14 protein-coding genes and 4 tRNA genes are annotated in these 24,732 nt (G+C 30.5%); 10 read left to right on the forward strand and 8 right to left on the reverse strand.

Annotation, left to right across the window (positions count from 1 at the left end; translation table 11 throughout):
- Positions 1 to 5 precede the first annotated feature (5 nt).
- The 5 genes from sucA to sdhC form a co-directional block, all read right to left on the reverse strand.
- Positions 6 to 2,816, reverse strand: a complete 2,811-nt coding sequence (gene sucA / locus BMSBPS_RS01910; protein ID WP_046201124.1) for a 2-oxoglutarate dehydrogenase E1 component — start codon at positions 2,814 to 2,816, stop codon at positions 6 to 8.
- A gap of 220 nt (positions 2,817 to 3,036) precedes the next feature.
- Positions 3,037 to 3,756, reverse strand: a complete 720-nt coding sequence (locus tag BMSBPS_RS01915) for a succinate dehydrogenase iron-sulfur subunit (RefSeq protein ID WP_022564742.1) — start codon at positions 3,754 to 3,756, stop codon at positions 3,037 to 3,039.
- A gap of 18 nt (positions 3,757 to 3,774) precedes the next feature.
- Positions 3,775 to 5,544: a succinate dehydrogenase flavoprotein subunit gene (gene sdhA / locus BMSBPS_RS01920; RefSeq protein WP_046201125.1), complete on the reverse strand. Its 1,770-nt coding sequence runs from the start codon at positions 5,542 to 5,544 to the stop codon at positions 3,775 to 3,777.
- Entirely contained in the window at positions 5,544 to 5,894 is a 351-nt protein-coding gene (gene sdhD, locus BMSBPS_RS01925) for a succinate dehydrogenase, hydrophobic membrane anchor protein (protein WP_022564744.1), read from the reverse strand. The genes sdhA and sdhD overlap by 1 nt, the downstream gene beginning before the upstream one ends.
- Entirely contained in the window at positions 5,888 to 6,283 is a 396-nt protein-coding gene (gene sdhC / locus BMSBPS_RS01930; RefSeq protein ID WP_070097430.1) for a succinate dehydrogenase cytochrome b556 subunit, read from the reverse strand. Before sdhC ends, sdhD begins: the two co-directional genes overlap by 7 nt.
- A 621-nt stretch (positions 6,284 to 6,904) precedes the next feature.
- Between sdhC and BMSBPS_RS01935 the strand changes: the two genes are divergently transcribed.
- Positions 6,905 to 8,191, forward strand: coding sequence for a citrate synthase (locus BMSBPS_RS01935; protein ID WP_022564746.1), 1,287 nt, complete (start codon positions 6,905 to 6,907; stop codon positions 8,189 to 8,191).
- A gap of 462 nt (positions 8,192 to 8,653) precedes the next feature.
- On the opposite strand, the gene BMSBPS_RS01940 is transcribed toward BMSBPS_RS01935, so the two are convergent.
- Positions 8,654 to 9,397, reverse strand: a complete 744-nt coding sequence (locus BMSBPS_RS01940; RefSeq protein ID WP_022564747.1) for a type 2 GTP cyclohydrolase I — start codon at positions 9,395 to 9,397, stop codon at positions 8,654 to 8,656.
- 1,130 nt (positions 9,398 to 10,527) lie between these two features.
- Positions 10,528 to 12,171, reverse strand: coding sequence for a phosphoglucomutase (alpha-D-glucose-1,6-bisphosphate-dependent) (gene pgm / locus BMSBPS_RS01945; RefSeq protein ID WP_022564748.1), 1,644 nt, complete (start codon positions 12,169 to 12,171; stop codon positions 10,528 to 10,530).
- An 891-nt stretch (positions 12,172 to 13,062) separates the two neighbouring features.
- Here pgm and fldA point away from each other — a divergent pair.
- Positions 13,063 to 13,572, forward strand: coding sequence for a flavodoxin FldA (gene fldA / locus BMSBPS_RS01950; protein WP_046201126.1), 510 nt, complete (start codon positions 13,063 to 13,065; stop codon positions 13,570 to 13,572).
- A 259-nt stretch (positions 13,573 to 13,831) separates the two neighbouring features.
- Here the strand turns inward: fldA and glnS are convergent, their stop codons facing one another.
- Positions 13,832 to 15,493 carry a glutamine--tRNA ligase gene (gene glnS / locus BMSBPS_RS01955; protein ID WP_046201127.1) on the reverse strand — a complete coding sequence of 554 codons (1,662 nt, stop codon included), beginning with the start codon at positions 15,491 to 15,493 and terminating at the stop codon, positions 13,832 to 13,834.
- Between the two features lie 2,181 nt (positions 15,494 to 17,674).
- Here glnS and asnB point away from each other — a divergent pair.
- The 8 genes from asnB to lnt all read left to right on the forward strand — a co-directional run bounded on the left by asnB (position 17,675) and on the right by lnt (position 24,610).
- Complete coding sequence (gene asnB, locus BMSBPS_RS01960; RefSeq protein WP_046201128.1) at positions 17,675 to 19,342, forward strand: asparagine synthase B; 1,668 nt, start codon at positions 17,675 to 17,677, stop codon at positions 19,340 to 19,342.
- 176 nt (positions 19,343 to 19,518) lie between these two features.
- Positions 19,519 to 19,592 (forward strand) — tRNA-Met (locus tag BMSBPS_RS01965).
- A gap of 10 nt (positions 19,593 to 19,602) precedes the next feature.
- Positions 19,603 to 19,684: transfer RNA gene (locus BMSBPS_RS01970), tRNA-Leu, on the forward strand.
- Positions 19,685 to 19,732: 48 nt separating this feature from the next.
- Positions 19,733 to 19,807: transfer RNA gene (locus BMSBPS_RS01975), tRNA-Gln, on the forward strand.
- 87 nt (positions 19,808 to 19,894) lie between these two features.
- Positions 19,895 to 19,966: transfer RNA gene (locus BMSBPS_RS01980), tRNA-Gln, on the forward strand.
- A gap of 604 nt (positions 19,967 to 20,570) precedes the next feature.
- The gene (miaB, locus tag BMSBPS_RS01985; protein WP_044170035.1) at positions 20,571 to 21,938 is read left to right on the forward strand and encodes a tRNA (N6-isopentenyl adenosine(37)-C2)-methylthiotransferase MiaB; all 1,368 of its coding nucleotides are present in this window, start codon (positions 20,571 to 20,573) and stop codon (positions 21,936 to 21,938) included.
- A gap of 478 nt (positions 21,939 to 22,416) precedes the next feature.
- Complete coding sequence (gene ybeY, locus BMSBPS_RS01990; RefSeq protein WP_046201129.1) at positions 22,417 to 22,878, forward strand: rRNA maturation RNase YbeY; 462 nt, start codon at positions 22,417 to 22,419, stop codon at positions 22,876 to 22,878.
- Positions 22,879 to 23,086: 208 nt separating this feature from the next.
- A complete protein-coding gene (lnt, locus tag BMSBPS_RS01995; protein WP_044170123.1) occupies positions 23,087 to 24,610 on the forward strand; it encodes an apolipoprotein N-acyltransferase in 1,524 nt (507 codons plus the stop codon).
- Positions 24,611 to 24,732 lie beyond the last annotated feature (122 nt).

Below are 24,732 nucleotides of genomic sequence, written 5' to 3' on the forward strand. Positions count from 1 at the left end.
TTTTATTAATCAAGCTTCAGCGCACTATTAACCAAGTCTTGCTGCTGTTTTTGATGTACGGACATGTACCCAACCGCTGGTGAAGCAGAAGCCTGACGACCTGCGTAACGCAGTGATGCACCAACTGGCAGCACCTCACGGAAATGATGCTGACTACAGTACCATGCCCCTTGATTCAGTGGTTCTTCTTGACACCAAAAGAAATCCTGAACATGACAATAGTTTTTTAAAATTTCTTTTATTGCCTTATGCGGAAATGGATAAAGTTGTTCAATACGTACAATAGCAATATTGATTTGCTTATTTTTACGACGTTCTTTTAATAGATCATAGTAAACTTTACCAGAGCATAAAACTACACGTTTGACTTCTTTTGGATTTAAACTATCCACCTCACCAATAGCCGGTTGAAACGTACTACTTGCTAACTCTTCTAAAGAAGAAACTGCTAATGGATGGCGCAACAACGATTTTGGCGACATAACAATTAATGGGCGACGCATTCTACGCAGTACTTGTCGACGTAAAATATGATATATTTGTGCTGGAGTAGATGGTATACAGACCTGTATATTCTGTTGTGCGCACAGTTGCAAATAACGTTCTAAACGAGCCGAAGAATGTTCTGGTCCCTGTCCTTCATAACCATGTGGCAATAACATCACTAGTCCACACATGCGTCCCCATTTCTGTTCACCAGAACTAATAAATTGATCAATTACTACCTGTGCTCCATTAGCAAAGTCACCAAATTGCGCCTCCCAAATAGTCAGTACTCGTGGTTCTGTCGTTGCATAACCATATTCAAATGCTAGCACTGCTTCTTCCGATAACATGGAATCCCATACTTTAAATTGACCCTGTGCACTATGAACATGATGTAATGGTGTATAGGTTTTACCATTTTTCTGATCATGGATTACTGCGTGACGATGGAAAAATGTGCCACGACTAGAGTCTTCACCAGATAAACGAATACTAATACCTTGATCTACTAAGCTAGCATAAGCTAGGTTTTCTGCGCCTCCCCAGTCAAATAATTTTTCACCTTTTGCCATTTCTTGACGATCTTTATAAATTTTAGCAACACGTAATTGCATTTCAACCGACTCTGGTACATAACTTATTCGCAATGCTAGTTCTTGTAAGTGCTGTAGTTGAAGCTTTGCCTCATAGTGCTCATTCCAATCGTGATTCAGATACGGCGACCAAGTACGAGATTGAAGTTTCGTTGAACGCCACTCAGGTACTACGCATTCACCTCTATCTAATCCGGTACGATAAAGGTTAACCATTTCAATAGTATCATGAAGTGTTACAATACCTTCTTTTACTAATTGATCGGCATAGATTATTCGAGGTGTTGGATGTTTTCTAATTTTTTCATACATCATCGGTTGTGTAGCAGTTGGCTCATCAGCTTCGTTATGACCGTGACGACGGTAACATACTAGATCAATAAAAATATCGCGTTTAAAAGTATTACGGTATTCCAATGCTAGACGAGTAATAAAAACAACTGATTCCGGATGATCAGCATTAACATGAAAAATAGGTGCTAAGACCATTTTGCCAATATCGGTACAGTAGAGTGTTGAACGAATATCTTTTAAATTAGAAGTAGTAAAGCCGATCTGGTTATTAATAACGATACGTATAGTACCACCAACTTCGTAACCGCGAGCTTGTGACATATTTAGTGTTTCTTGGACTACACCTTGACCAATTACCGCAGCATCTCCATGAATAGTAATAGGAAGCACTTCATTAGTGGTGTTATCTCCTATTAAACGATCCAAACGGGCTCGTACTGATCCCATTACCACCGGGCTAACAATTTCAAGATGAGAAGGATTGAAAGCTAGTACCATATGTACTAAACCATAACAAGTTTCAATATCTGAAGAGAAACCCATGTGATATTTTACGTCACCTGTACCCATGCACTCTTTATTGTTACCAGAAAATTCATCAAATAAATCTTGAGGTTTTTTACCTAATACATTTACTAATACGTTCAGGCGACCTCGATGTGCCATACCTAGTACTACTTCACGTGTACCATTTTGACCAGCGTAATGAATTATTGCACGTAACATAGGGATTAATGCATCCCCACCTTCTAAAGAAAAACGTTTTGCACCAGGGAATTTTGCGGCAAGATATTTTTCTAAACCTTCTGCAGCAGTCAGTTCTTTTAAAAAAGTTTTTTTTTGCTCGTTACTGAAACTAATATGATTCATTTCTGATTCAATTCGACGCTGGATCCAATGTTTTTCTTCAATATTATTAATGTGCATGTACTCTACACCGATGTAACCACAATAAACTTTTTTCAGTAATGCATAAAGATCATCCAGCTTCATAGTTTCTTTAGGAATGGCAAAAGAACCAACGCTAAAGCTTGTTTGAAAATCATTTTGATCTAAATCGTAATAAGCCGGATTAAGAGCTAATATGGTCTCTTGCTTCGAAAGACACAATGGATCAAGCTTAGCATTTTCATGACCACGTAGACGAAATGCATTAATTAGTTGTAATACTTTAACTTGTTTGAAATTAATTATTGGGTTAATAATTCTAGAAGAGCAGTATGTTGTGTTTTTAGCCAATCGACGAAAGTACTCACGCATGGTAGAATGAAACACTTCAGGTTTTACACTAGCAGCAGCAAGTTGTTGGAATATCACACGCCATACTGTATCAACAGATTCAGGATCGGTGAGAAATTCTTCATAGAGTTGCTCTATGTAAGATTGATTCGCGCCAGCTAGCCAGGAGGAGTCCAGCCAGAATTTCATCGCGCTGTTCTGCATTTTGATCCCTTAAGCATCATTTATGTTTTGAGGTTTTATTTTTTGCTAAAGTCGCGACTTGTTATGATAAGCATCAGCGATATTAACATTATTGCAATACGAGGTCGAACTACTTCTATCTATACATTACATTTTATAATTATTAAGGATGGTTTATACCGAATTTACAAGTTTTTTAAAAAAATAGGAATATCATTTTGATGAAACAATTTTTTTCTAATTAACATACTTCCTGTCGTACAAGGAGCGATTTAATTTTTCCAATAGCTTGTGCTGGATTAAGTCCTTTAGGACATACATTTACGCAATTCATAATACTATGGCAACGAAATACACTGAAAGCATCTTTGAGATTAGCCAAACGTGTTTGAGTTTCTGTATCGCGGCTATCGATTAGAAATCGATATGCAGTTAACAAGCCAGCTGGACCAATGAATTTATCTGGATTCCACCAAAAAGACGGGCAGGCAGTAGAACAACATGCACACAGAACACATTCGTAAAGGCCATCTAACTGTTTACGTTCATCAAGATTCTGTATATATTCTCTTACAGGTACATTTTCAGAATTATTCAATAGGAAAGGTTTAATCTTTTGATATTGAATATAAAATTTTTCCATATCAACTACAAGATCTCGAATAACTGGCAGTCCTGGTAAGGGACGTACCACAATTTTACGCTGACTATTTTTTATTGAACAAATTGGAGTAATACATGCTAAACCGTTTTTTCCATTTATATTTAGACCATCCGAACCACATACACCTTCTCGACAAGAACGACGAAAAGTTAATGTTGGATCCTTTTCTTTTAAACGAATCAATACTTCTAATAACATCATTTTACCATCATCGTCTACTTTTAAAATGAAATCCTGCATATATGGTTTGTCATCAAAACTCGGGTTATAACGATAAATAGATAATTGCAGTTCCATGATGACCTGCCTAATTGATTAATAAGTACGAATTTTTGGCGGAAAAGCCGCACGTAATTTTGGACTCATGTTTACTTTACGATTTATTACAATTTCAGTTTGTGGTATATAGAGACTATGACATAGCCAATTTTCATCATCGCGTTCAGGATAGTCAAAACGGCTATGTGCACCTCGACTTTCAGTACGAAAGTTAGCCGAAACAGCTGTGGCATATGCGGTTTCCATCAAATTATCTAATTCAAAACATTCAATGCGTTGAGTGTTAAAATCGCGCGAACGGTCGTCGAGCCGCGCCAATTTTAATCGTTTACGAATAGATTGTAATTCTTCTAAACCCTGTTTCATTGATTTGCCTTCACGAAAAACTGAAAAATTGTTTTGCATACATTTCTGAAGTGCCTTATAAACATTTATTGGATCTTCACCCGTAGTATTATTTTGCCAATGGTTAAAACGTTTTATAGCCGCATCAATTTCATCCAATGTTGCATTACGCAATGGTCCTTGTTCTTGAATACATTCCATTAAATGAATACCAGCTGCACGACCAAATACTACTAAATCTAACAGTGAATTACCACCAAGACGATTAGCGCCGTGTACTGATACACATGCCACTTCCCCTACTGCAAATAAGCCAGGTATTATTTCGTCCTCACCTTTTTGGTTCAGGCGTAATGCTTGACCAGTAATTTTAGTTGGAATACCTCCCATCATGTAATGACAAGTTGGAATAACAGGGATTGCTTCTTTAAGGGGATCGACATGGGCAAATGTACGAGATAGTTCTAAAATTCCTGGCAAACGAGATTCCAATATTTGAGAGCCAAGATGATCAAGTTTTAATTTAATATGTGGTCCCCATGGAGCATTATCAAAACCACGACCTTCTCGAATTTCGATCATCATTGAACGTGCTACCACATCACGACTCGCTAAATCTTTAGCATTAGGGGCATAACGTTCCATTAAACGTTCACCATATTTGTTTAATAGATAACCTCCTTCACCACGACAAGCTTCCGTTATAAGTATACCAATGCCTGCAATACCAGTTGGATGAAACTGCCACATTTCCATATCTTGTAAAGGTACACCTGCACGTAATGCCATACCTATACCATCACCAGTATTGATATGTGCATTGGTAGTAGATTGGTAAATACGACCAGCACCACCTGTTGCCAAAATCGTAGCCTTTGCTTTAAAATAGACTATCTCACTTGTTTCAATACAAATAGCAATGCAACCTACAATGGCGTGATCAACATTTTTTACTAGATCTAAAGCGTACCATTCTGAAAAAATAGTAGTTTTATTTTTTAAGTTTTGCTGATAGAGTGTATGCAATAAGGCATGTCCAGTACGATCTGCAACTGCTGCAGTTCGTGCTGCTTGCTCACCGCCAAAATTTTTAGATTGTCCACCAAAAGAACGCTGATACACTCGTCCATCTTGAAGACGAGAAAACGGCATGCCCATATGTTCTAATTCTAACACTGCTTCAGGACCAGTTTTACACATATATTCAATTGCATGCTGATCACCAATGTAATCAGAACCTTTAACTGTATCGTACATATGCCATTCCCAGTTATCATCATGGGTATTACCTAATGCAACTGTAATACCTCCCTGTGCCGATACAGTATGGGAACGAGTTGGAAACACTTTAGATAACAACGCACAATTATGACCTAATTGAGAAATCTGCAAAGCGGCACGCATACCTGCACCACCTGCTCCAATGACTATAGCATCAAATTCTCTGATTGAGAATCTCATTATATACCCCACACAACAATAACTCCATAAATTACATAGAATAATAAAATTATCATAATTATAAATTGTAATACTAAACGTATTGCAATTGGTTTTACATAATCAGTTAAAACTTGCCACATTCCAATCCAACCATGTAATAAAATTGCACATAATGTTAATAGAGTGAATATTTTAGTAAAATAATAAGCAAAAAATTTACACCAAATATTATATGTTAAAGGATACTTAATGATCAAAAATACCGTAATATATAAAATGTAAAAACTAATGAGAACCGCAGAAATGCGTAATAATAACCAATCATAGATGCCATTTCGCCCTAACGCAGAAGAAGCTTTACTTACCATATAATGACTCCAAAAAAAATTGAGAGCAGCACAGTCAAAGCAAAAACTACTTTTGCAGCACGCACTCCCACTATTAATGTTTCTGGCAAATAGCCAACATCCATCATTATATAACGAAAACCACTAATTACATGATATGCTAATATAGTTAGAATAGACCAAAGAATGAATTTCATGAAAAATCTATCTATAATACATGCGACTTGTCCAAAGCCTTTAGGAGAAGAAAGAGAAAGGTCCAATAACCAAAGCAGTACTCCTAAAGCAAAAAAAATACTTACGCCAGAAACACGATGTAAAATAGAAGATATGGCAGTAAGAGGGAAACGGATAGTTGTTAGATTCAAATTAACAGGTCTTTTTTTTTTCACAGTTTTACCTACACAAATCTTTTGATTTTGAAATCTTCCATTTTAGAATTACAATTAGTCTACAGTTTATTGGAGTCCACTGTAACTATTGCTGAAACAAAATGGCGGCATATATGCATACTACCTAATCATATCAATAAATTCAAAAATATTAGGCGACTTCTTGTTCTAGGATATTTGCACATTGAAAATGCAGTATAGAATTATCAATTCATGATTACAATTGCTTACTTATAATAATCAATTAATTACATTAAACTTAATAGTAATTCTTAATTATTTATTTTAGGACTAAATTATTTTAATTATTTAAATAAAAAGTAATTAATTTTAATAATTAAATAAATTTATTTAATAAAAATTGTAAAAATATGCTGTTCCTGAAGCTTAGATTATGTAAGATTACTTATGTGACAATATATAAGCTATAACATAACAGGTTTTTAAAATCTATACTGTATAATATATAATACCTTTACATTGTCAGTAGCTTGAAAATATCTTCCGCTCTGTAATTTTGGACGATATTTTTTAAGCAAAAAGTAATGCTATGAAATTTTAGTATTACTTAATTATTAAAATTTTTTCCAGTGTCTCAAATCCTTACATGCATGTTTAGAAGCGCTATGGAGACGAAAAATGACAGATAATAAAATCACTGTAAATTTACAAGATGACACTTTTCTTGAACTGAATGTAATACAAGGCACGCTAGGACCGGCTGTTATTGATGTGCGTCTACTCGGTTCTAAGGGTCTGTTCACTTTTGATCCCGGTTTTACTTCAACTGCATCATGTAAATCTAAAATTACTTTTATTAATGGCGATGAAGGAATTTTATTACATCGTGGTTTTCCTATTGACCAGTTAGCAATCCACTCTAACTATCTTGAAGTTTGTTACATTTTGCTTAATGGGGAATCACCTACTCAGATACAGTATGATGAATTTCGCACTACCGTTATTCGTCATACTATGATTCATGAACAAATTACTCGTCTATTCCATGGTTTTCGACGTGACTCACATCCTATGGCAGTAATGTGTGGCGTTACTGGTGCATTAGCAGCATTTTACCATGATTCCCTGGATGTCAAAATTAAAAGTCATCGCGAAACTGCAGCCTTTCGTTTACTTTCAAAAATGCCAACTATGGCTTCTATGTGCTATAAATACTTAATTGGTCAACCCTTTATATATCCGCGTAATGATCTTTCCTATGCGGCTAATTTTCTGTATATGATGTTTTCAACACCCTGTGAAGAGTATAAAGTGAATCCAGTACTAGAACGGGCAATGGATCGTATTTTAATATTGCATGCTGATCATGAACAAAATGCATCGACTTCTACTGTACGCACTGCTGGTTCTTCAGGTACTAACCCTTTTTCCTGTATCGCATCCGGTATTGCTTCACTATGGGGACCTGCACATGGCGGAGCTAATGAAGCCACATTACGTATGTTGGAAGAAATTAGAACTATAGAGCACATTCCAGAATTTATACGACGTGCTAAGGATAAAAATGATTCATTTCGGTTAATGGGTTTCGGACATCGTGTATACAAAAATTACGATCCTCGTGCAACTGTGATGCGTGAAACATGTCACGAAGTATTAAATGAACTAGGAATGAAAGATAATTTATTAGAAGTAGCAATGGAGTTGGAACATATTGCTTTGAATGATGCGTACTTTATCGAACGCAAGCTATATCCAAATGTGGATTTTTATTCTGGCATCATTTTAAAAGCAATAGGTATCCCATCTTCAATGTTTACAGTAATTTTTGCTATGGCACGCACGGTAGGCTGGATTGCGCATTGGAAAGAAATGCATGATGAAGGCATGAAGATCGCTCGACCTCGTCAGCTGTATACAGGTTACGCTAAACGTGATTTTCATTCAGTTTTAAAAAAATTGTAAAAAACAATCCATGAATATAAAGTCATATGATGATGAACATCATCTACAAAGTAGATAACTACCATACTAGCTGTAACTATAAATAGTCCGAGTCCGAATATTAGCTAGTTGTTTAATCTTTACTTGTATGCTAATGTTACAAACAGTCTGTGGCTTTATAAAAGGTAATTTAATTTCTAAAAACATAGGTTATATAAACACATGTAAGAAAGAAAAAAATAGAATAAGAAAATTATATATTTTATATGTAAAGGATAATAGACATAGACATTAATATATGTGAAGATCTAAAGATAATTACGCAAGCATAATAGTAGTGATTTTCTTGATTTTAAAATAATGCAAATATTGTAGAAGTACTGTTATATTATTATTCTGAAAGAATTTACTAGTAATGAGTATTGATACGATGTATTAATTCAATTCTTCTTGAATTGAATTGATTATAAATCTAACTTTATATTAGACAGGATTGTATATATCAATAAAGTTAATATCAAGGCTATAATGCTTTGCGAGCCATTCGCCTAATGCTTTAATACCACTCCGTTCAGTGGCATGGTGTCCAACCGCAAAAAAGTGCAATCCCTGCTCTCGTGCACTATGTATAGTCTGTTCTGAGACTTCACCAGTAATAAAAGCATCAACACCAAATTCAGCAGCATCATTGATAAAGTTTTGACCACTACCACTGCACCAAGCAACACGTTTAATTATAGCCGGTGCATTATCACTGCAATGAAGCGGTTTATGACCTAAACAATTAGTAATCATTTTAGCTAACGCTGAACCACTCAATGAGTTTATAAATTCCCCCCAAAGCACCAAAGGTAAAATATAACCTTTTACTTCAATGTTAAATAAGCGCGATAACTGTATATTATTACCAAATTCTGGATGTGCATCGAGAGGTAAATGCCAGCAGTATAAGTTAATATCATTTGAAAGCAGTGTACGGAGACGTTGACGTTTCATACCCTTAATGATCTGTGATTCTCCTTTCCAAAAATAGCCATGATGAACTAATACTCCATCAACATTATACTGTACTGCTTGATCTAATAAAGCTTGGCATGCAGTAACACCAGTTATAAGATTTTTTACTTCAGATCGACCTTCAACTTGTAAGCCATTTGGTGCATAATCTTTAAAAGAAATAGTGTTTAATTTTTTATTAACTATTTGTTCTAAATCTATATTTTTCATAAAATCCTCTTACAAAATACTCTGTTACAAATTTAGAATTTGTTAAGAATATTGAGATAAAAGACATATAATGTTACTAAGACTATGATACTCTAAGACTGTTGAAATATAATTTAATGATTATATTAATAAATAATATCATATTATTTAGTTAATTGCGATACGTTTCAATACATGCAATTATCAAGCTAAGTGATTAAATGAAAGTCTTTTAATTTTTGTAAAATAAATCTTAAATTATAAATTAGCTCTTAACTTATCTCTATATTATGAAAAACTCAAAAAAAGTAATATTATCTCTTGATTCACTTTAATATCACCATGAAAGAGCATTTTAAAATTTACAGATAAATATCTAATTTTCTAAAATAATTAAATAGTTAAAATTTAAAACGCTTTAATGTTTATTTATTATCAATGAATTTTGAATTGATAATATCTTTGAGTAATATTGCAAAATAAGGATTTAATAGAAATGTGAAAATTAAAATTATAATACATAAAGTCTATATTGAATGTATCATGAGTCTATATCAAATTTTATTGTATGTTTAAGACAAGTATTACATTGCTGCTACTAATTATCGAATAAAAATTTGATTTTTAAAATCTAAAGCATAGTGTAAAAAGTTCATTAACTTAAAAAATTAATTTCAATAGATTAATTTCATCAAATATTTATTTTAATAAATATTAATATTTTAAATTTTGATTATTTATATGATTTAAATAGATTAAATGATATTTGATACGACAGATTTTTATGTATTTATTAAAAATAAGAATATCTCATATAAAAAATTCAAATCACTTTAATTGAAAGGTAATATTTACAATTGCTATAATCTGTAATATAATTTCAGCATTACAAATTATATCAAAATATGTAAAATGGCTAATGTATACTCTAGATACGTTGCTTAAGGTATTTATAGAAGAAGAATTCTAGAAAATAGCTCTAATAATTTATTGGATCTTTCTTAGATTGTTCATAAATTTTATATAACATTCATGCTTATATTTTGAATTCAAGATGTATATGTTATAGTTATTGCATATTGAACGTATATAACGTGTATTTTTATCAGTAAATCATCTAATAGATAATAGAAATGTACTTTTTTAAAATTTTATGCAGTAGAATTCAGAACTTCATTAACAAAATTTTCTGCTTCTTTTTCAATCTGTTTACGGTGATCAGTATTTATAAAACTTTCAGAATATATTTTATAAGCATGTTCAGTGCCTGAAGGACGTACAACAAACCAACCATTGTTTGTTATTACTTTTAGACCATTGATTAAAATACCGTTTCCAGGAGCAGTGTTAATGGATGAAATAATTCGATCGCCAGCTAACATGTTCGTATTGAGCATGTCTGGTGAAAGTTTAGATAATAAAGCTTTTTGCTGTGCTGTTGCCCATACTTGAATACAATTATAGCTAGGTGAACCAAAGCGTCGTGATAATTCATCATAATGTTGTTGTGGATTTTTACCAGTTACTGCAGTAATTTCTAAAGCTAGCAGACACATTATAATACCATCTTTATCGGTTGACCAAGCAGAACCATCCAAACATAAAAATGAAGCACCTGCACTTTCTTCAGCTGCAAAACCAAAACTACCATCGAATAATCCATCAACAAACCATTTAAAACCTACCGGTACTTCTATTAACTTACGTCCTATGCTATTAACAACGCGATCAATCATTGTACTAGATACTAGCGTTTTACCTACACTAAGCTTTTTGCTCCACATTGGACGATTTTGAAATAAATAGTTAATTGCTACGGCTAAATAATGGTTTGGATTCATCAAACCAGCTTTTGTCACAATACCGTGTCTATCGTAATCTGGATCATTAGCAAAAGCTAAATCAAACTTATTACGATACGATAATAAATTGGCCATTGCATATTCAGATGAACAATCCATACGCACTAAACCATCTCTATCTAAATGCATAAATCGGAATGTCTGATCAATGCTACTATTAATAATAGTAATATCTAATTTATAATATTCAGCAATATATTGCCAATACGCTATACCAGCACCACCTAATGGATCGACTCCTATTTTCAATCCCGATTTTTGAGCAGCTGAAAAATCGATTACCTCTACTAAATTTTCTACATATGATTTCAGTAAATCTTTTTGGATAATATAGCCACTTGAAAATGCCTGAGCTAACGGTAAGGATTTAACTTCTTTTAATTCATCTTTTATCAATTGATTAGCACGATTTTCTATTAATTTAGTTATATATGAACTAGCAGGCCCACCATGTGGCAAATTATACTTCATACCTCCATCTTCAGGTGGGTTATGAGAAGAGGTGATAATAATACCATCAGCCTGTAAGTTACCTTGCTTATTATGTTCAATAATAGCATTGGAAATAGCTGGAGTAGGTGTATATTCATTGTGTTTCTGAAAAATAATATCAACTTTATTAGCCGCTAACACCCCTATCACTGAAAAAAAGGCTGGTTCAGACAATGCATGAGTATCTTTACCAACATAGCAAGGACCATCAATACCGTTTTTTTTTCTTTCTTCAACGATTGCTTGCGTAATCGCCAAAATATGTGCTTCATTAAAACTATGACGTCTTGCACTACCACGATGACCTGAAGTGCCAAATTGTACTACTTGTTCAGGATTACTTGCATCAGGTTTTAAAACGTAATATTGTGAAGTTAATTGTGCAACATTAATTAAATCGCTCTGCTGGGCGAGTTGACCAGCTCGAGGATGGTTGATCATTGTCGATTTTCCTTAAAAAATTTTAGCAATATTATAAATTTTATTTAATTAGTTGCTAAAATAACTATGTTAATGAAGGATAACTTACTCCAACATGCTAAAGTAAAATTTACTATAAATACCATGTTGTTTATCGGAGCAAAGATACTTAATCTAAACCATAGGATATGATTGTATTAATAACACATTATTCATATATATTGAAAATAGCGTATTACAAAAGTAAATATTTAAAATAGCTACATTCACTACTTATGATATGAAATTATTTATATAAAAATTTTTATCAGTATATAATAAATTATTTATATTGTTTTTACTAACTATAGATGGAATTTTATAAAGATAACCCTATTTATAATAAAAAAAATTATTATCTAACTTTCTAAAATTAGCTGAGAACTAAAAATATTACTTGATATTAGTATTTTAAATAAAAATGCTAAAAATTACTTTTCTAATAATCTCTAAGAATAAAAAATTTCTCGATCTAAAATAAGTTAGATGATAATTTTTATCTTAAAAGATAATTACTTGTTATAATCTTTTCTATTATATATTGTATTTTTTAATAGTTAATTAAAATATATTATATCATGAAAATTTGATATAACCAGCATATGCATGAATGTGCATTTTATTAAAATTAATTAATTAGTTATTTGTATCTATGGATTTTAAATAATTCTATTTTTTTAATTAAATAAACGCATACAGCATTAGTAGAAAATTTAAAATTCAATGTATAAAGAATTAGAAATCTTTATCGGACTATAAATATAAATTTAAAATATTTAATTTATATTTGTATTTATATTATTTAAATACTTCATGAGTATATATTTATTGTAATATTATATTATAATAAATAGCATTTAAGAGGTTACTAACATGGCAATTTTAGGTATCTTTTTTGGAAGTGATACAGGTAATACTGAAAAAATTGCAAAAAAGATTCAAATAAAGTTTGGAAAACATATAGCTGAATTATATGATATAGCAAAAAGTACTAAAGAGGATTTAGAATCTTTTAATATTTTATTATTTGGTATTCCGACATGGTATTATGGAGAAGCTCAATGCGATTGGGATGATTTTTTTCCAACTTTACGAAAAATAGACTTTAATGGTAAAAAAATAGCTTTATTTGGTTGTGGCGATCAAGAAGATTATGCAGAATATTTTTGTGATGCAATGGGAATTATACACGATATTATTAAACCAAGTGCAACATTGATAGGAAAATGGCCAACTAAAGGTTATTATTTTGAATCTTCTAAAGGTTTGGCAGATAAAAAACATTTTTTTGGTTTAGCGATTGATGAAGATAGACAGCCAGAATTAACTGATGCACGTATAGAAAAATGGGTTCAACAGCTCTCTCGAGAGCTTGATATATAACATATTATCAATAAATTTTTTAAATTATTTATGCAAACTGAAAATATTATATGCATAATAATATTTTCGTCTTGTAAGTACAGTTTCTTTTATATAAACATTTTCCTTGAAAAAAATAAAATGATTGTTAATCATATAGTTATATATGTCTATTTTAATCAGCGATATCTTACTACGATTACAATATTCCGAATACTGTACTTAATTTCATTTAAAAAAACCATGATAATATCACCGGATATTAATAAACAATCACACATCAATTTTTTTGAAAGGAATTACGTAAGGTAACTGTACGGTTGAAGACTAGATTTAAGTTATTAGAAAGTACACTATCGACACAAAAATAACCTTCTCGTTCAAACTGATAAGTAACCATTGCTACAGCATTCTTTAACATTGGCTCAACAAACCCTCTTTTAATTTCTAAAGAATTTAGATTAATCGTACTCAAAAAATTCTCATTGCTATCGGGATTAGCAACATTAAATAAATTATTATATAAACGAAATTCCGCAGAAAGTGCATGTTCCATGGAAACCCAATGAATGACACCTTTTACTTTGTGGCCATCGGCCGGATCTTTGCCTAATGTATCTAAATCACAAACACAATAGATGGCAGTAATATTGCCATCTTGATCTTTTACTATACGTTCAGCACGAATAATATAGGCATTTCGTAGTCTTATTTCTTTACCTAAGCGCAAGCGTTTATATTGTTTATTTGCTTTTTCGCGAAAGTCAGCCCGATCAATCCATAATTTTCGACTAAATGGTACGGATCGTGTTCCCATGTTTGAAATATTAGGATGATTAGGCATATTCAGCATTTCCTTATAACCAATTGGCAAATTTTCAAGTATTACTATTACAGGATCTAATACAGCCATTGCTCGAGGTGAAGTTTTATTCAGATCATCGCGAATACAAGATTCTAATAATGCCATTTGCACTAAATTATCTTGTTTAGTTATACCTATACGACGACAAAACTCACGAATAGATGTAGGAGTATAACCACGACGACGTAACCCAGAAATAGTTAGCATGCGTGGATCATCCCAACTTTCAACAATCCCTTTATCAACTAATTGAGTTAATTTTCGCTTTGATAATAACCCATATTCTAAATTTAAACGAGAAAATTCATACTGCTGTGGATGTTTAGAAATAGTGATGTTATTTAAAATCCAATTATATAATTGCCGATTATCTTGAAATTCAAGAGTACAAAACGAATGCGTAATACCTTCAATTGCATCAGAAATACAATGAGTAAAATCGTACATTGGGTAAATGCACCATTGATTATCTGTTTGATGATGTTTAGCAAATTTGATCCGATACAATACTGGATCTCGCATTACAATAAATTTCGAATTCATATCAATTTTAGCTCGCAGACAAGCTTTACTTTGTTCGAAATCTCCATTGCGCATACTTTGAAATAGTTTTAAATTTTCTTGTATGGTACGATCGCGATATGGACTATTTTTACCCGGTTTACTTAAGGTACCACGATATTTACGAATTTCTTCTACGGAAAGTTCATCTACATATGCTAATCCTTTATTAATTAATTCAATAGCATAATTAAATAATTGTTCAAAATAATCCGAAGAGTAGCGAATTTTTCCATTCCATTTAAAACCTAACCATTGTACATCATGTTCAATGGATCGAATAAACTCTCTATTCTCTTTAACAGGATTAGTATCATCAAAACGTAAGTTACATTGCCCTTGATAATCTTGTGCTATGCCAAAGTTTAAACAAATTGATTTTGCATGGCCTAAATGAAGATAACCATTAGGTTCAGGTGGAAAACGAGTGTGTATACTGTTATACTTGCCACTTGCTAAATCTTGTTCAACAATTTGACGAATAAAATTAGTTGGACTAGCTGTATTTTCAGTCATCTCACGATCCTTAATAAATAGAGATTAGCAAGTATTATAAATCCGAACAATACAAAAAATATATCAAGATTAATCCGATTAATTTAGATAAAAAATTATAGAACTAAATGAATAGTATGGCCTATTTAATACATAATATGAAGAATAAAATCATCTAGCTCTATTTGTACAAGTAGGAAAAACTCTTATTGGTTAAATTTTTTCGTTATTAGAATACCAAAACTATTTCATTATGAATGAAGCATATTTAAATCTTAATAATTTTAATATATTATTTTAAACGAAAACATTGCTCAATTTGCTATATATATATTAACAAATGTGATCAATTGTATTTTGTATTTATAAAATAAGATTTTATAATATATATTATATACATGAAAAAAACAATATCTATTGATATTTTATAGATCAAGTTATTATTTTTCTAAAACTTTTAAATATAATAGTGATTTGTTTTGAAATAACATTTGATCCATCAAACATTGTTGATAAATTATAAAAATTTTATTTTTTTGTATTTAATTATTAATTTGAAATATTAACTGAAATGATTTTTCAAAACTCACTACATATATTTTATTTTAAATTTAAAATACAATATTATTTTATTGTATACTTTTTTCAATTTATTAATTATTTTTCTATTAAAATTTAAACATCTAGCGGTTTACCTTTTATTATAAAACATAATGTTTTATTCTTATTAAAAAATATACAATCAATAAAACAGATTTATATCGAATATAAATTTATTTAATAGACGTACTTATCAAGAAGGTATTAATATAATTTACAATTCAATAAGATAGCCGATTTTAATAATAATTAAATATTTCATTATTCTAAAACACACTTATTAATTCAGTTGATTTTAAAATAAATATTTTTAATCATAAATTTTGTCTAAAAACCTTAAAGGTTATTATAAATAATAGCAATCAATTAGTTTAAAATAAGATATTATTAACATTAATTTTTTTAATAAAGAATTATATTCATAATTCGCTGATTTATAAATGTTCATATAATAATAAATTTATTTTATAATTTTTCACATCTCTAAATTTCTTATATGAATTTTCATAAAATTTATTTTTTAATTAATAAAATGAAATATTTAATATATAAAATACATAATTTATCAATATTGATTATTCAAGTAATTACAATATTAACAGTATGTATTTTGTTCTATATAAATTGATTAAACATAAAAACTGTTAAAATATTGGGTTAATGATAAAAAACTGTTGATTAACATCCATACAAAATTTAAACATTACAAAATATTAGATGGTATTCTCATCACTCGTTTATTTATATACAATTCTTATAAATAATACTGAACTTATTTTTCTAAACAGATTAATAGTATAATTAATTTTTTAAGATTATTGTAATAATTTAAATGAAGAAAATGCTAACATTTATCAAATAGATAATATTATTGCTCTAGTTAATTTAAAATATATAGTAATTTTTATAAAAAATTAATTTATTTCTTCTATACAGATAGGTTTATTTAATATGTATAAGTTAGTTTTAAAAAATTCATTTAAATCATATTTGATAATATGACATAGAATCATAATTCTTTTATTTTTAAAAATTAAGAGTATAGATATAGTTCATATATACTAACAACTTTTAAAAACGAATTCTTTTATATTCGCTAATGACTTATATTAAATTTAAATAATATTTATAACTTAAAAATTAAGTATTCATTATGCTACTCTTTGATTTAAAAATTTTTTTAGCTAAAATGCTACAAGATTAAAGTTAAATTTAAACTCGAATAATATTTCTTTTAATTGGATTTTTTAAAAATTATTGCGAGTATTACGATGAAAATTTTAACTAAATATTCATTATTATAAATATTTTTATAAATTTAATATTATTAATGATTTTAAAAAAACGAGTATACATTGACTAATTAGTCAAATAGATTTCTTACTGCTATGATAATAATTAATATTAGAATATCTCTCTTTAATAGAGACAGTTTGAATTGTTAACAAAAAAAATTAACAAATATTTTTTCCTAGATAAATATGCATTTCGATGGTACTAATTATATTGATGAACGGAATTTTTTATTATTTTAAATAGCAAAACGTACTAGATAAAATAAAAGAATAAAATTCTCTTAAGAAAAAATTTCAGGAGTTGGTTATGTGTTCTATTTTTGGTATATTAGATCTAAAAACTGATCCTATTGAGCTACGCAATAAAGCACTGCAATGTTCAAGACTCATGCGACACCGTGGCCCAGATTGGTCTGGAATATACATAGATAATTACGTAATATTAGCCCATCAACGTTTGTCAATTATTGATGTAGATAGTGGCGCGCAACCTCTTTACAACGTCGACCAAACCCATGTGCTAGCGGTAAACGGAGAAATCTATAACCATGAAGAAATACGCACACAATTGAGCAAAAAATATGTATTTCAAACTGGTTCTGATTGCGAAGTTATTCTAGCATTATACCAAGAGAAAGATATTAATTTCCTAGATGACCTACAAGGTATGTTTGCCTTTATTTTGTGGGATAAATTAAAAAAAAAGTATCTTATTGGCAGAGATCATATTGGTATCGTTCCACTCTATATGGGCAAAGATAAACATGATCACACTTATATAGCTTCTGAGATGAAAGCACTTATACCAGTATGCGAAACCATCAGCGAATTTCCGCCTGGTAGTTATCTGTCTAGTAATGATGGCAAACTTCACTGCTATTGGCAACGTAATTGGATGGCATACTCTGCTGTATCAGATAATTTAACAAATATTTCTTCATTAAAAATCGCATTAGAAGAAGCAGTACAAAGTCATCTAATGTCTGATGTACCTTATGGTGTACTGTTATCTGGTGGTCTTGATTCTTCAATTATTTGTGCTATTAGTAAGCGTTATGCTTATAAATCGCTTAAAAATCAATTGAATAAATTTCCTTTAAAGCCAGAATTGCACTCTTTTTCTGTAGGTTTAGCAGAATCTCCAGATTTAAAAGAAGCAAAATTTGTTGCAGATTATTTAGATACCGTACACCACGAAATACATTTTACTATTCAAGAAGGGTTAAATGTAATCCGTGATGTGATTTATCATATTGAAACATATGATGTAACTACAATTCGTGCTTCAATACCAATGTATTTAATGTCGCGTAAAATTAAAGAAATGGGCATTAAAATGGTTTTATCAGGAGAAGGTGCAGATGAAGTATTTGGTGGTTATCTATATTTTCATAAAGCGCCCAATGCTAAAGAATTCCACGAAGAAAATATACGAAAATTGCTCGCATTACATATGTATGATTGTGTTCGTGCTAATAAAGCAATGTCAGCTTTTGGAGTAGAAGCACGAGTACCTTTTTTAGATAAAAAATTTCTAGATGTTGCTATGAATATTAATCCAAAAGATAAAATGTGTGGTGATAATGGAAAAATAGAGAAATATATTCTTCGTCAATGTTTTGCTTCGTATTTACCAGAAAAAGTAGTATGGCGTCAAAAAGAGCAATTTTCCGACGGAGTTGGTTATAGTTGGATTGATAGTCTAAAAGAAATAGCAGATAAAAAAGTGAGCCAAGAGCAATTAGATAATGCATATCGCCATTATCCTTATAATTTGCCAAAAACAAAAGAAGCATACTTATATCGACAAATTTTTGAAGAATTTTTTCCTTTACCTAGTGCACTAGAATGTATTCCTGGTGGTCCATCTGTCGCATGCTCATCTACAAAAGCTATAGATTGGGATGAGTCCTTTAAAATTAAAGATGATCCGTCAGGTCGAGTGTTAAATATTCATAAATTTGCTTATAAGTAAATTTTATGATTAAATTTTTATAACATCAGTAGGTTATAGATAAATTTCTATTTTAGAAAAATGATATAATATTATGTAATGTAGTAAGAAAATAGTAAAAAATGGTTGACGATATAATTTGTAATACGCATAATATGCCTGTAAGATTTATTTAAAATGCATAATATAGCCAAAATGGCTACGTAGCTCAGATGGTTAGAGCACATCACTCATAATGATGAGGTCACAGGTTCAAGTCCCGTCGTAGCCATCAGTATTTTGCGGGAGTGGCGAAATAGGTAGACGCACCAGATTTAGGTTCTGGCGCCGTAAGGTATGCGAGTTCAAGTCTCGCCTTCCGCATCCGCTAAAAACATATTTATGGATGTTTAATATTTAAATTAAAAATATTGGGGTATAGCCAAGAGGTAAGGCACCGGTTTTTGATACCGGCATTCCCTGGTTCGAATCCAGGTACCCCAGCCATGTCTAACTGAAAATAATAAAAATTTATTCAAATAATTATTTCATATTTTTTATAGATTCAATTGGATTTTAATCGATCATCAATTTTGGGATGTTGCCAAGAGGTAAGGCGCCGGATTCTGATTCCGGTATTCCAGGGTTCGAATCCCTGCATCCCAGAAAAAATAATTTAATTTATTTAAACATTTAAAATTCTATTCGTCTCTTTGCTATAATTGTTAAAAGAAAACTTACAGTTTTAATTTAAGATAAAACATTAATTGTCATTATATCACGATATATTATATTCTTGTGTTTAATGCATTCATGAAATTATTTTACAAGCCAAGGTTAATAACGAAAGAGCAGAATGCAATTGATATTTTTAAACATTACATGTAAAAGATTACTAATAATTCAATGCCAGAAACAAACAGTACGTCTATAAAAATAATAGCTCTTATTTAATATGCTAAAAATTTAATAGATCAATATTGAGTCATTACTCTTAATGAGATAGTATCTTACTATATTGTATCTGTTTATTTTTTTTACAAAATATAATTTGTTATCTAATTTTATTACATAACATGTATTAAGCTTGGTTTTATTTTAAAGTATTACCATAATAAAATATATCTTTTTAGATAATACCTCTTAAATACAAATTCCCCTTTGTGTTGTTCAATTAGTAGCGCTGAAATCAGTATACTCTAATTACGATAACATTATAAAATGCACTATAATTTAGCGTTAGATATAATAATTACATTTACTAATTTTTATGAAAAAAAAATTACATATTAAAACATGGGGTTGTCAGATGAATGAATATGATTCATCTAAAATAGCTGATTTACTAAGCGATACCCATGATTTTTCCTTAACAGATATAGCTGAAGAGGCAGATGTTCTATTACTTAATACTTGTTCTATCCGTGAAAAAGCACAAGAAAAAGTTTTTCATCAGTTAGGCCGTTGGAAAAATCTTAAGAAACATAATTCTAAGTTAATCATAGGAGTTGGCGGTTGTGTAGCTAGTCAAGAAGGTATGCAAATTCGACAACGTGCAAATTATGTTGATATTATATTTGGACCACAAACGCTACATCGCTTGCCAAATATGATCGATGCAGTAGATTCTAGAAGAATACCGATTATTGATATTAGTTTTCCAGAACTTGAAAAGTTTGATTACTTACCTATGACACGTATAGAAAATCCAACTGCATTTGTATCAATCATGGAAGGCTGTAACAAATATTGTACTTTTTGTATAGTCCCTTATACTCGCGGTGAGGAAATAAGTCGTCCCTGCGACGATATTTTATTTGAAATTTCTCATCTTGCAAACCAAGGTGTACGAGAGGTAAATTTACTTGGACAAAATGTAAATGCTTATCGTGGAATCACTTTTGAAGGTAAAATCTGTACTTTTTCTGAACTATTGCGTTTAATTTCAATGATTGATGGCATCGATCGCATTCGATTTACTACTAGTCATCCAATGGAATTCACAGATGATCTTATTGATGTTTACAAAGATACGCCAAAACTTGTTAGCTTTCTACATTTACCAGTACAAAGTGGATCTGACCGTATTCTGACATTGATGAAACGTTCGTATACTGTAACAGAGTATAAGCAAATAATCAGAAAACTACAGGCTATTCGCCCAAATATTCAGATTAGTTCAGATTTTATCATCGGTTTTCCTACTGAAAGTCAGCAAGATTTCGAAAAAACTTTAAAATTAGTTAAAGAAATTAATTTTGATATGAGTTTTAGTTTTATCTACTCACAACGCCCTGGTACTCCAGCAGCTGATATATCGGATAACATACCTATAGAAGAAAAAAAAGAGCGTCTCAGTATTCTTCAAAATCATATTAATCAGCAAGCGTTACAATGGAGTCGTCGTATGCTTGGTACAACGCAACGTCTTCTAGTAGAAGGCCCATCAAGTAAAAATACAATAGAATTAACCGGTCGCACTGTTAATAATCGCATAGTGAAATTTAAAGGTTCTATTAATATGATAGGGACATTCGTTGACGTAAAAATAACTGATGTTTATGGACATACCTTATATGGTGTACTTCTTTGTAATGAAAATAAGATAGCTCATCATATTGCTGGAAATCATGCTTAATATTTAAAATTTAAAAAAAGAAAATTAACCATATGATTTTTCACTATTGCAAGTATTTTGAATATTTATCTTCAAATTCGATAAAAAAAAACTATTTAGTTATAATAGTACGATATTTTAGCAAAAATATTTAATAATATTTTTTTGAAGTGCATTTATATAACATCATGCAATAAACATGCATCATACATAAACAATAACCCATGTGTTGTATTTGAGGTTTATTTGTTGAAAAGCATATATTGTTATATTTAAGACATCAAATCTAATAGCTTAGGTATGGTATTAGATTGTGTATTTTTATCATGAAGATATCCATCAATCTTTATCATAATTGAATATTCTTAACATATTAAATCAAAAAGCATTTTTGTATTCTACTTTTTAGATTTGCAATTGAATCAATACATGAAGATGTAAGCATAATATAGAAAATTACGATATAGAAAATCTTTTATAAAAATATGGAAAAATTTCAGTGAGTATGATTATTCTGGATTTACAGTTAGTTTGCTCTAACGTAAATAATCTACCTAATATAATTAAGTTCCAATATTGGTTAGAGCTAGTTGCTAAGCTATTTAAAGTGAAAGGTGAAGTAACCGTTCGTATAGTAGATGAAGAAGAGAGTCAAACATTAAACTTTTTATATCGTGGTATTAATAAACCCACTAATGTACTATCTTTTCCTTTTGAATCTTCCCCTTACATTCAAATTCCGCTATTGGGTGATCTGATCATTTGTAGTTCTATAGTAAAATGTCAAGCATTTGAAAATAATAAACGAAATGAAGAATATTGGGCTCATATAGTCATACATGGAATGCTACATTTACTTGGATATAAACATTTCAAAAAAAAGCAAGCAAAAAAAATGGAGCGCTTAGAAATTAAAATCATGCATATGCTTGGTTATTCAAATCCCTATTTATTTCATTAAATCATATAAAATACCAACATACAGTTAATTAAAATCAAATTCTTTCAATAAATTAAAGATGATTAAATAATTCTAAAAACTTAAATATTCAAATTACTTTATGACCATTTAAAATGAAATACAAATTTAGTATCGCTAATAACCATTACATATTTTAGACTTAAATCAATAAGGGAATCTAATTGACGTGTGTCAAAATAAAAAAATAATGATATTAAGCTCTTTTTTTTCTTTACGTCAATCATATTTAGTATTAGCGTTAATATATGGCGTTATTGGCACATTATCTTTCTCTCCTTACAATTTTTGGCCTGCTGCATTAATATCGCTATTTGGTCTACAGACCTTATTATTAAATAAACATTTTATTCAAACTTCCGCTATTGGTTTTATATGGGGCATTGGATTATTTTTTAGCGGTATTAACTGGATTTATATCAGTATTGCTAATTTCGGGAGGATGCCAACAGCAATTAATATTTTTATAGTAATGCTATTAATATCCTATTTATCATTTTATCCAATGTTATTTGCTATTCTTATGAATTGCTTTTGGCCGTATCCTTCTTTATGTCGTTTTTCACTAGCAGCACCAGCATTATGGCACATAACAGAATTTTCACGCAGCTACATACTTACTGGTTTTCCATGGTTACAATTTGGATATAGTCAAATTGATGGTCCGTTAAAAGGATTAGCGCCATTGGCAGGTGTAGAAGCTATTACTTTTTTATTAATGATAATAACAGGTTTATTTGCCCATGCTTTTTACAATCGTGCGTTAAAGAGCGCTATGGCAGCTATCACTATAATTTTTATTTGTCAATGGAGTATAAAACTACGATGGTATCAATCTATACCAGAACATAGTATAAATATAGCTATAATACAGGGCAATATTCCTCAGTCAATAAAATGGGATACTAAACAACTGATTCATACATTAAATATCTATACTTCATATACTCATCGGTGGATGGATAAAGTATCTATTATTATCTGGCCCGAATCGGCTATTACTGATTTAGAAAGCAATCAACAGCCATTTTTGCACGCACTAGATCATGAGTTACGTGCTCATGGTAGTGCACTAGTTACTGGTATTATTGATTCAGATATTGAGCATAATAATTGTCGTAATTATAATTCGTTAATTGTATTAGGTGATACAGAATCGTATAGTTATCACAATCAAAATCGTTATCAAAAAAATCATTTAGTTCCATTTGGTGAATTTATGCCTCAAGAAAAATTACTACGTTATTTAGCTCCTTTTTTTAATTTTCCTATGTCGTCATTTAGCCATGGCAATTATCTGCAAAGACCATTAAGAATTGCTGGATATAATTTTACTTGTTCAATTTGTTATGAAATTATATTAGGTGAACAAATACGAGAGAATTTACATCCTGACACAAACTGCTTGCTAACGATTTCTAATGATGCTTGGTTCGGTCGATCCATTGGTCCATGGCAACATTTTCAGATGGCTCGCATGCGAGCACTAGAATTAGGCCGTCCGCTCTTATGTGCTACTAATAACGGTATTTCTGCTGTAATAAATGCGAATGGAAATGTAGAAAAAATGATTCCGCCTTTTACACGTCAGGTGCTTAATAGCAAAGTTACGTTCACAACTGGTCAAACGCCGTATTCTAAATTTGGTGTGCGTCCAGTATGGTTATGCACATTGATCAACCTGATTATAGCAAATATAGGACGTCGTAAGTAATCAATAGTAAAATATATAATAAAATATATAACCTATTGATTTAATATATGTTATATAATAACATCGTTATTTGATAAAAATATTATTTATTGCTAAAAATAAAATCCAAATCAATATATTAT

This window comes from Candidatus Pantoea carbekii (genome assembly GCF_000971765.1).
GTDB lineage: Bacteria > Pseudomonadota > Gammaproteobacteria > Enterobacterales > Enterobacteriaceae > Pantoea_A > Pantoea_A carbekii.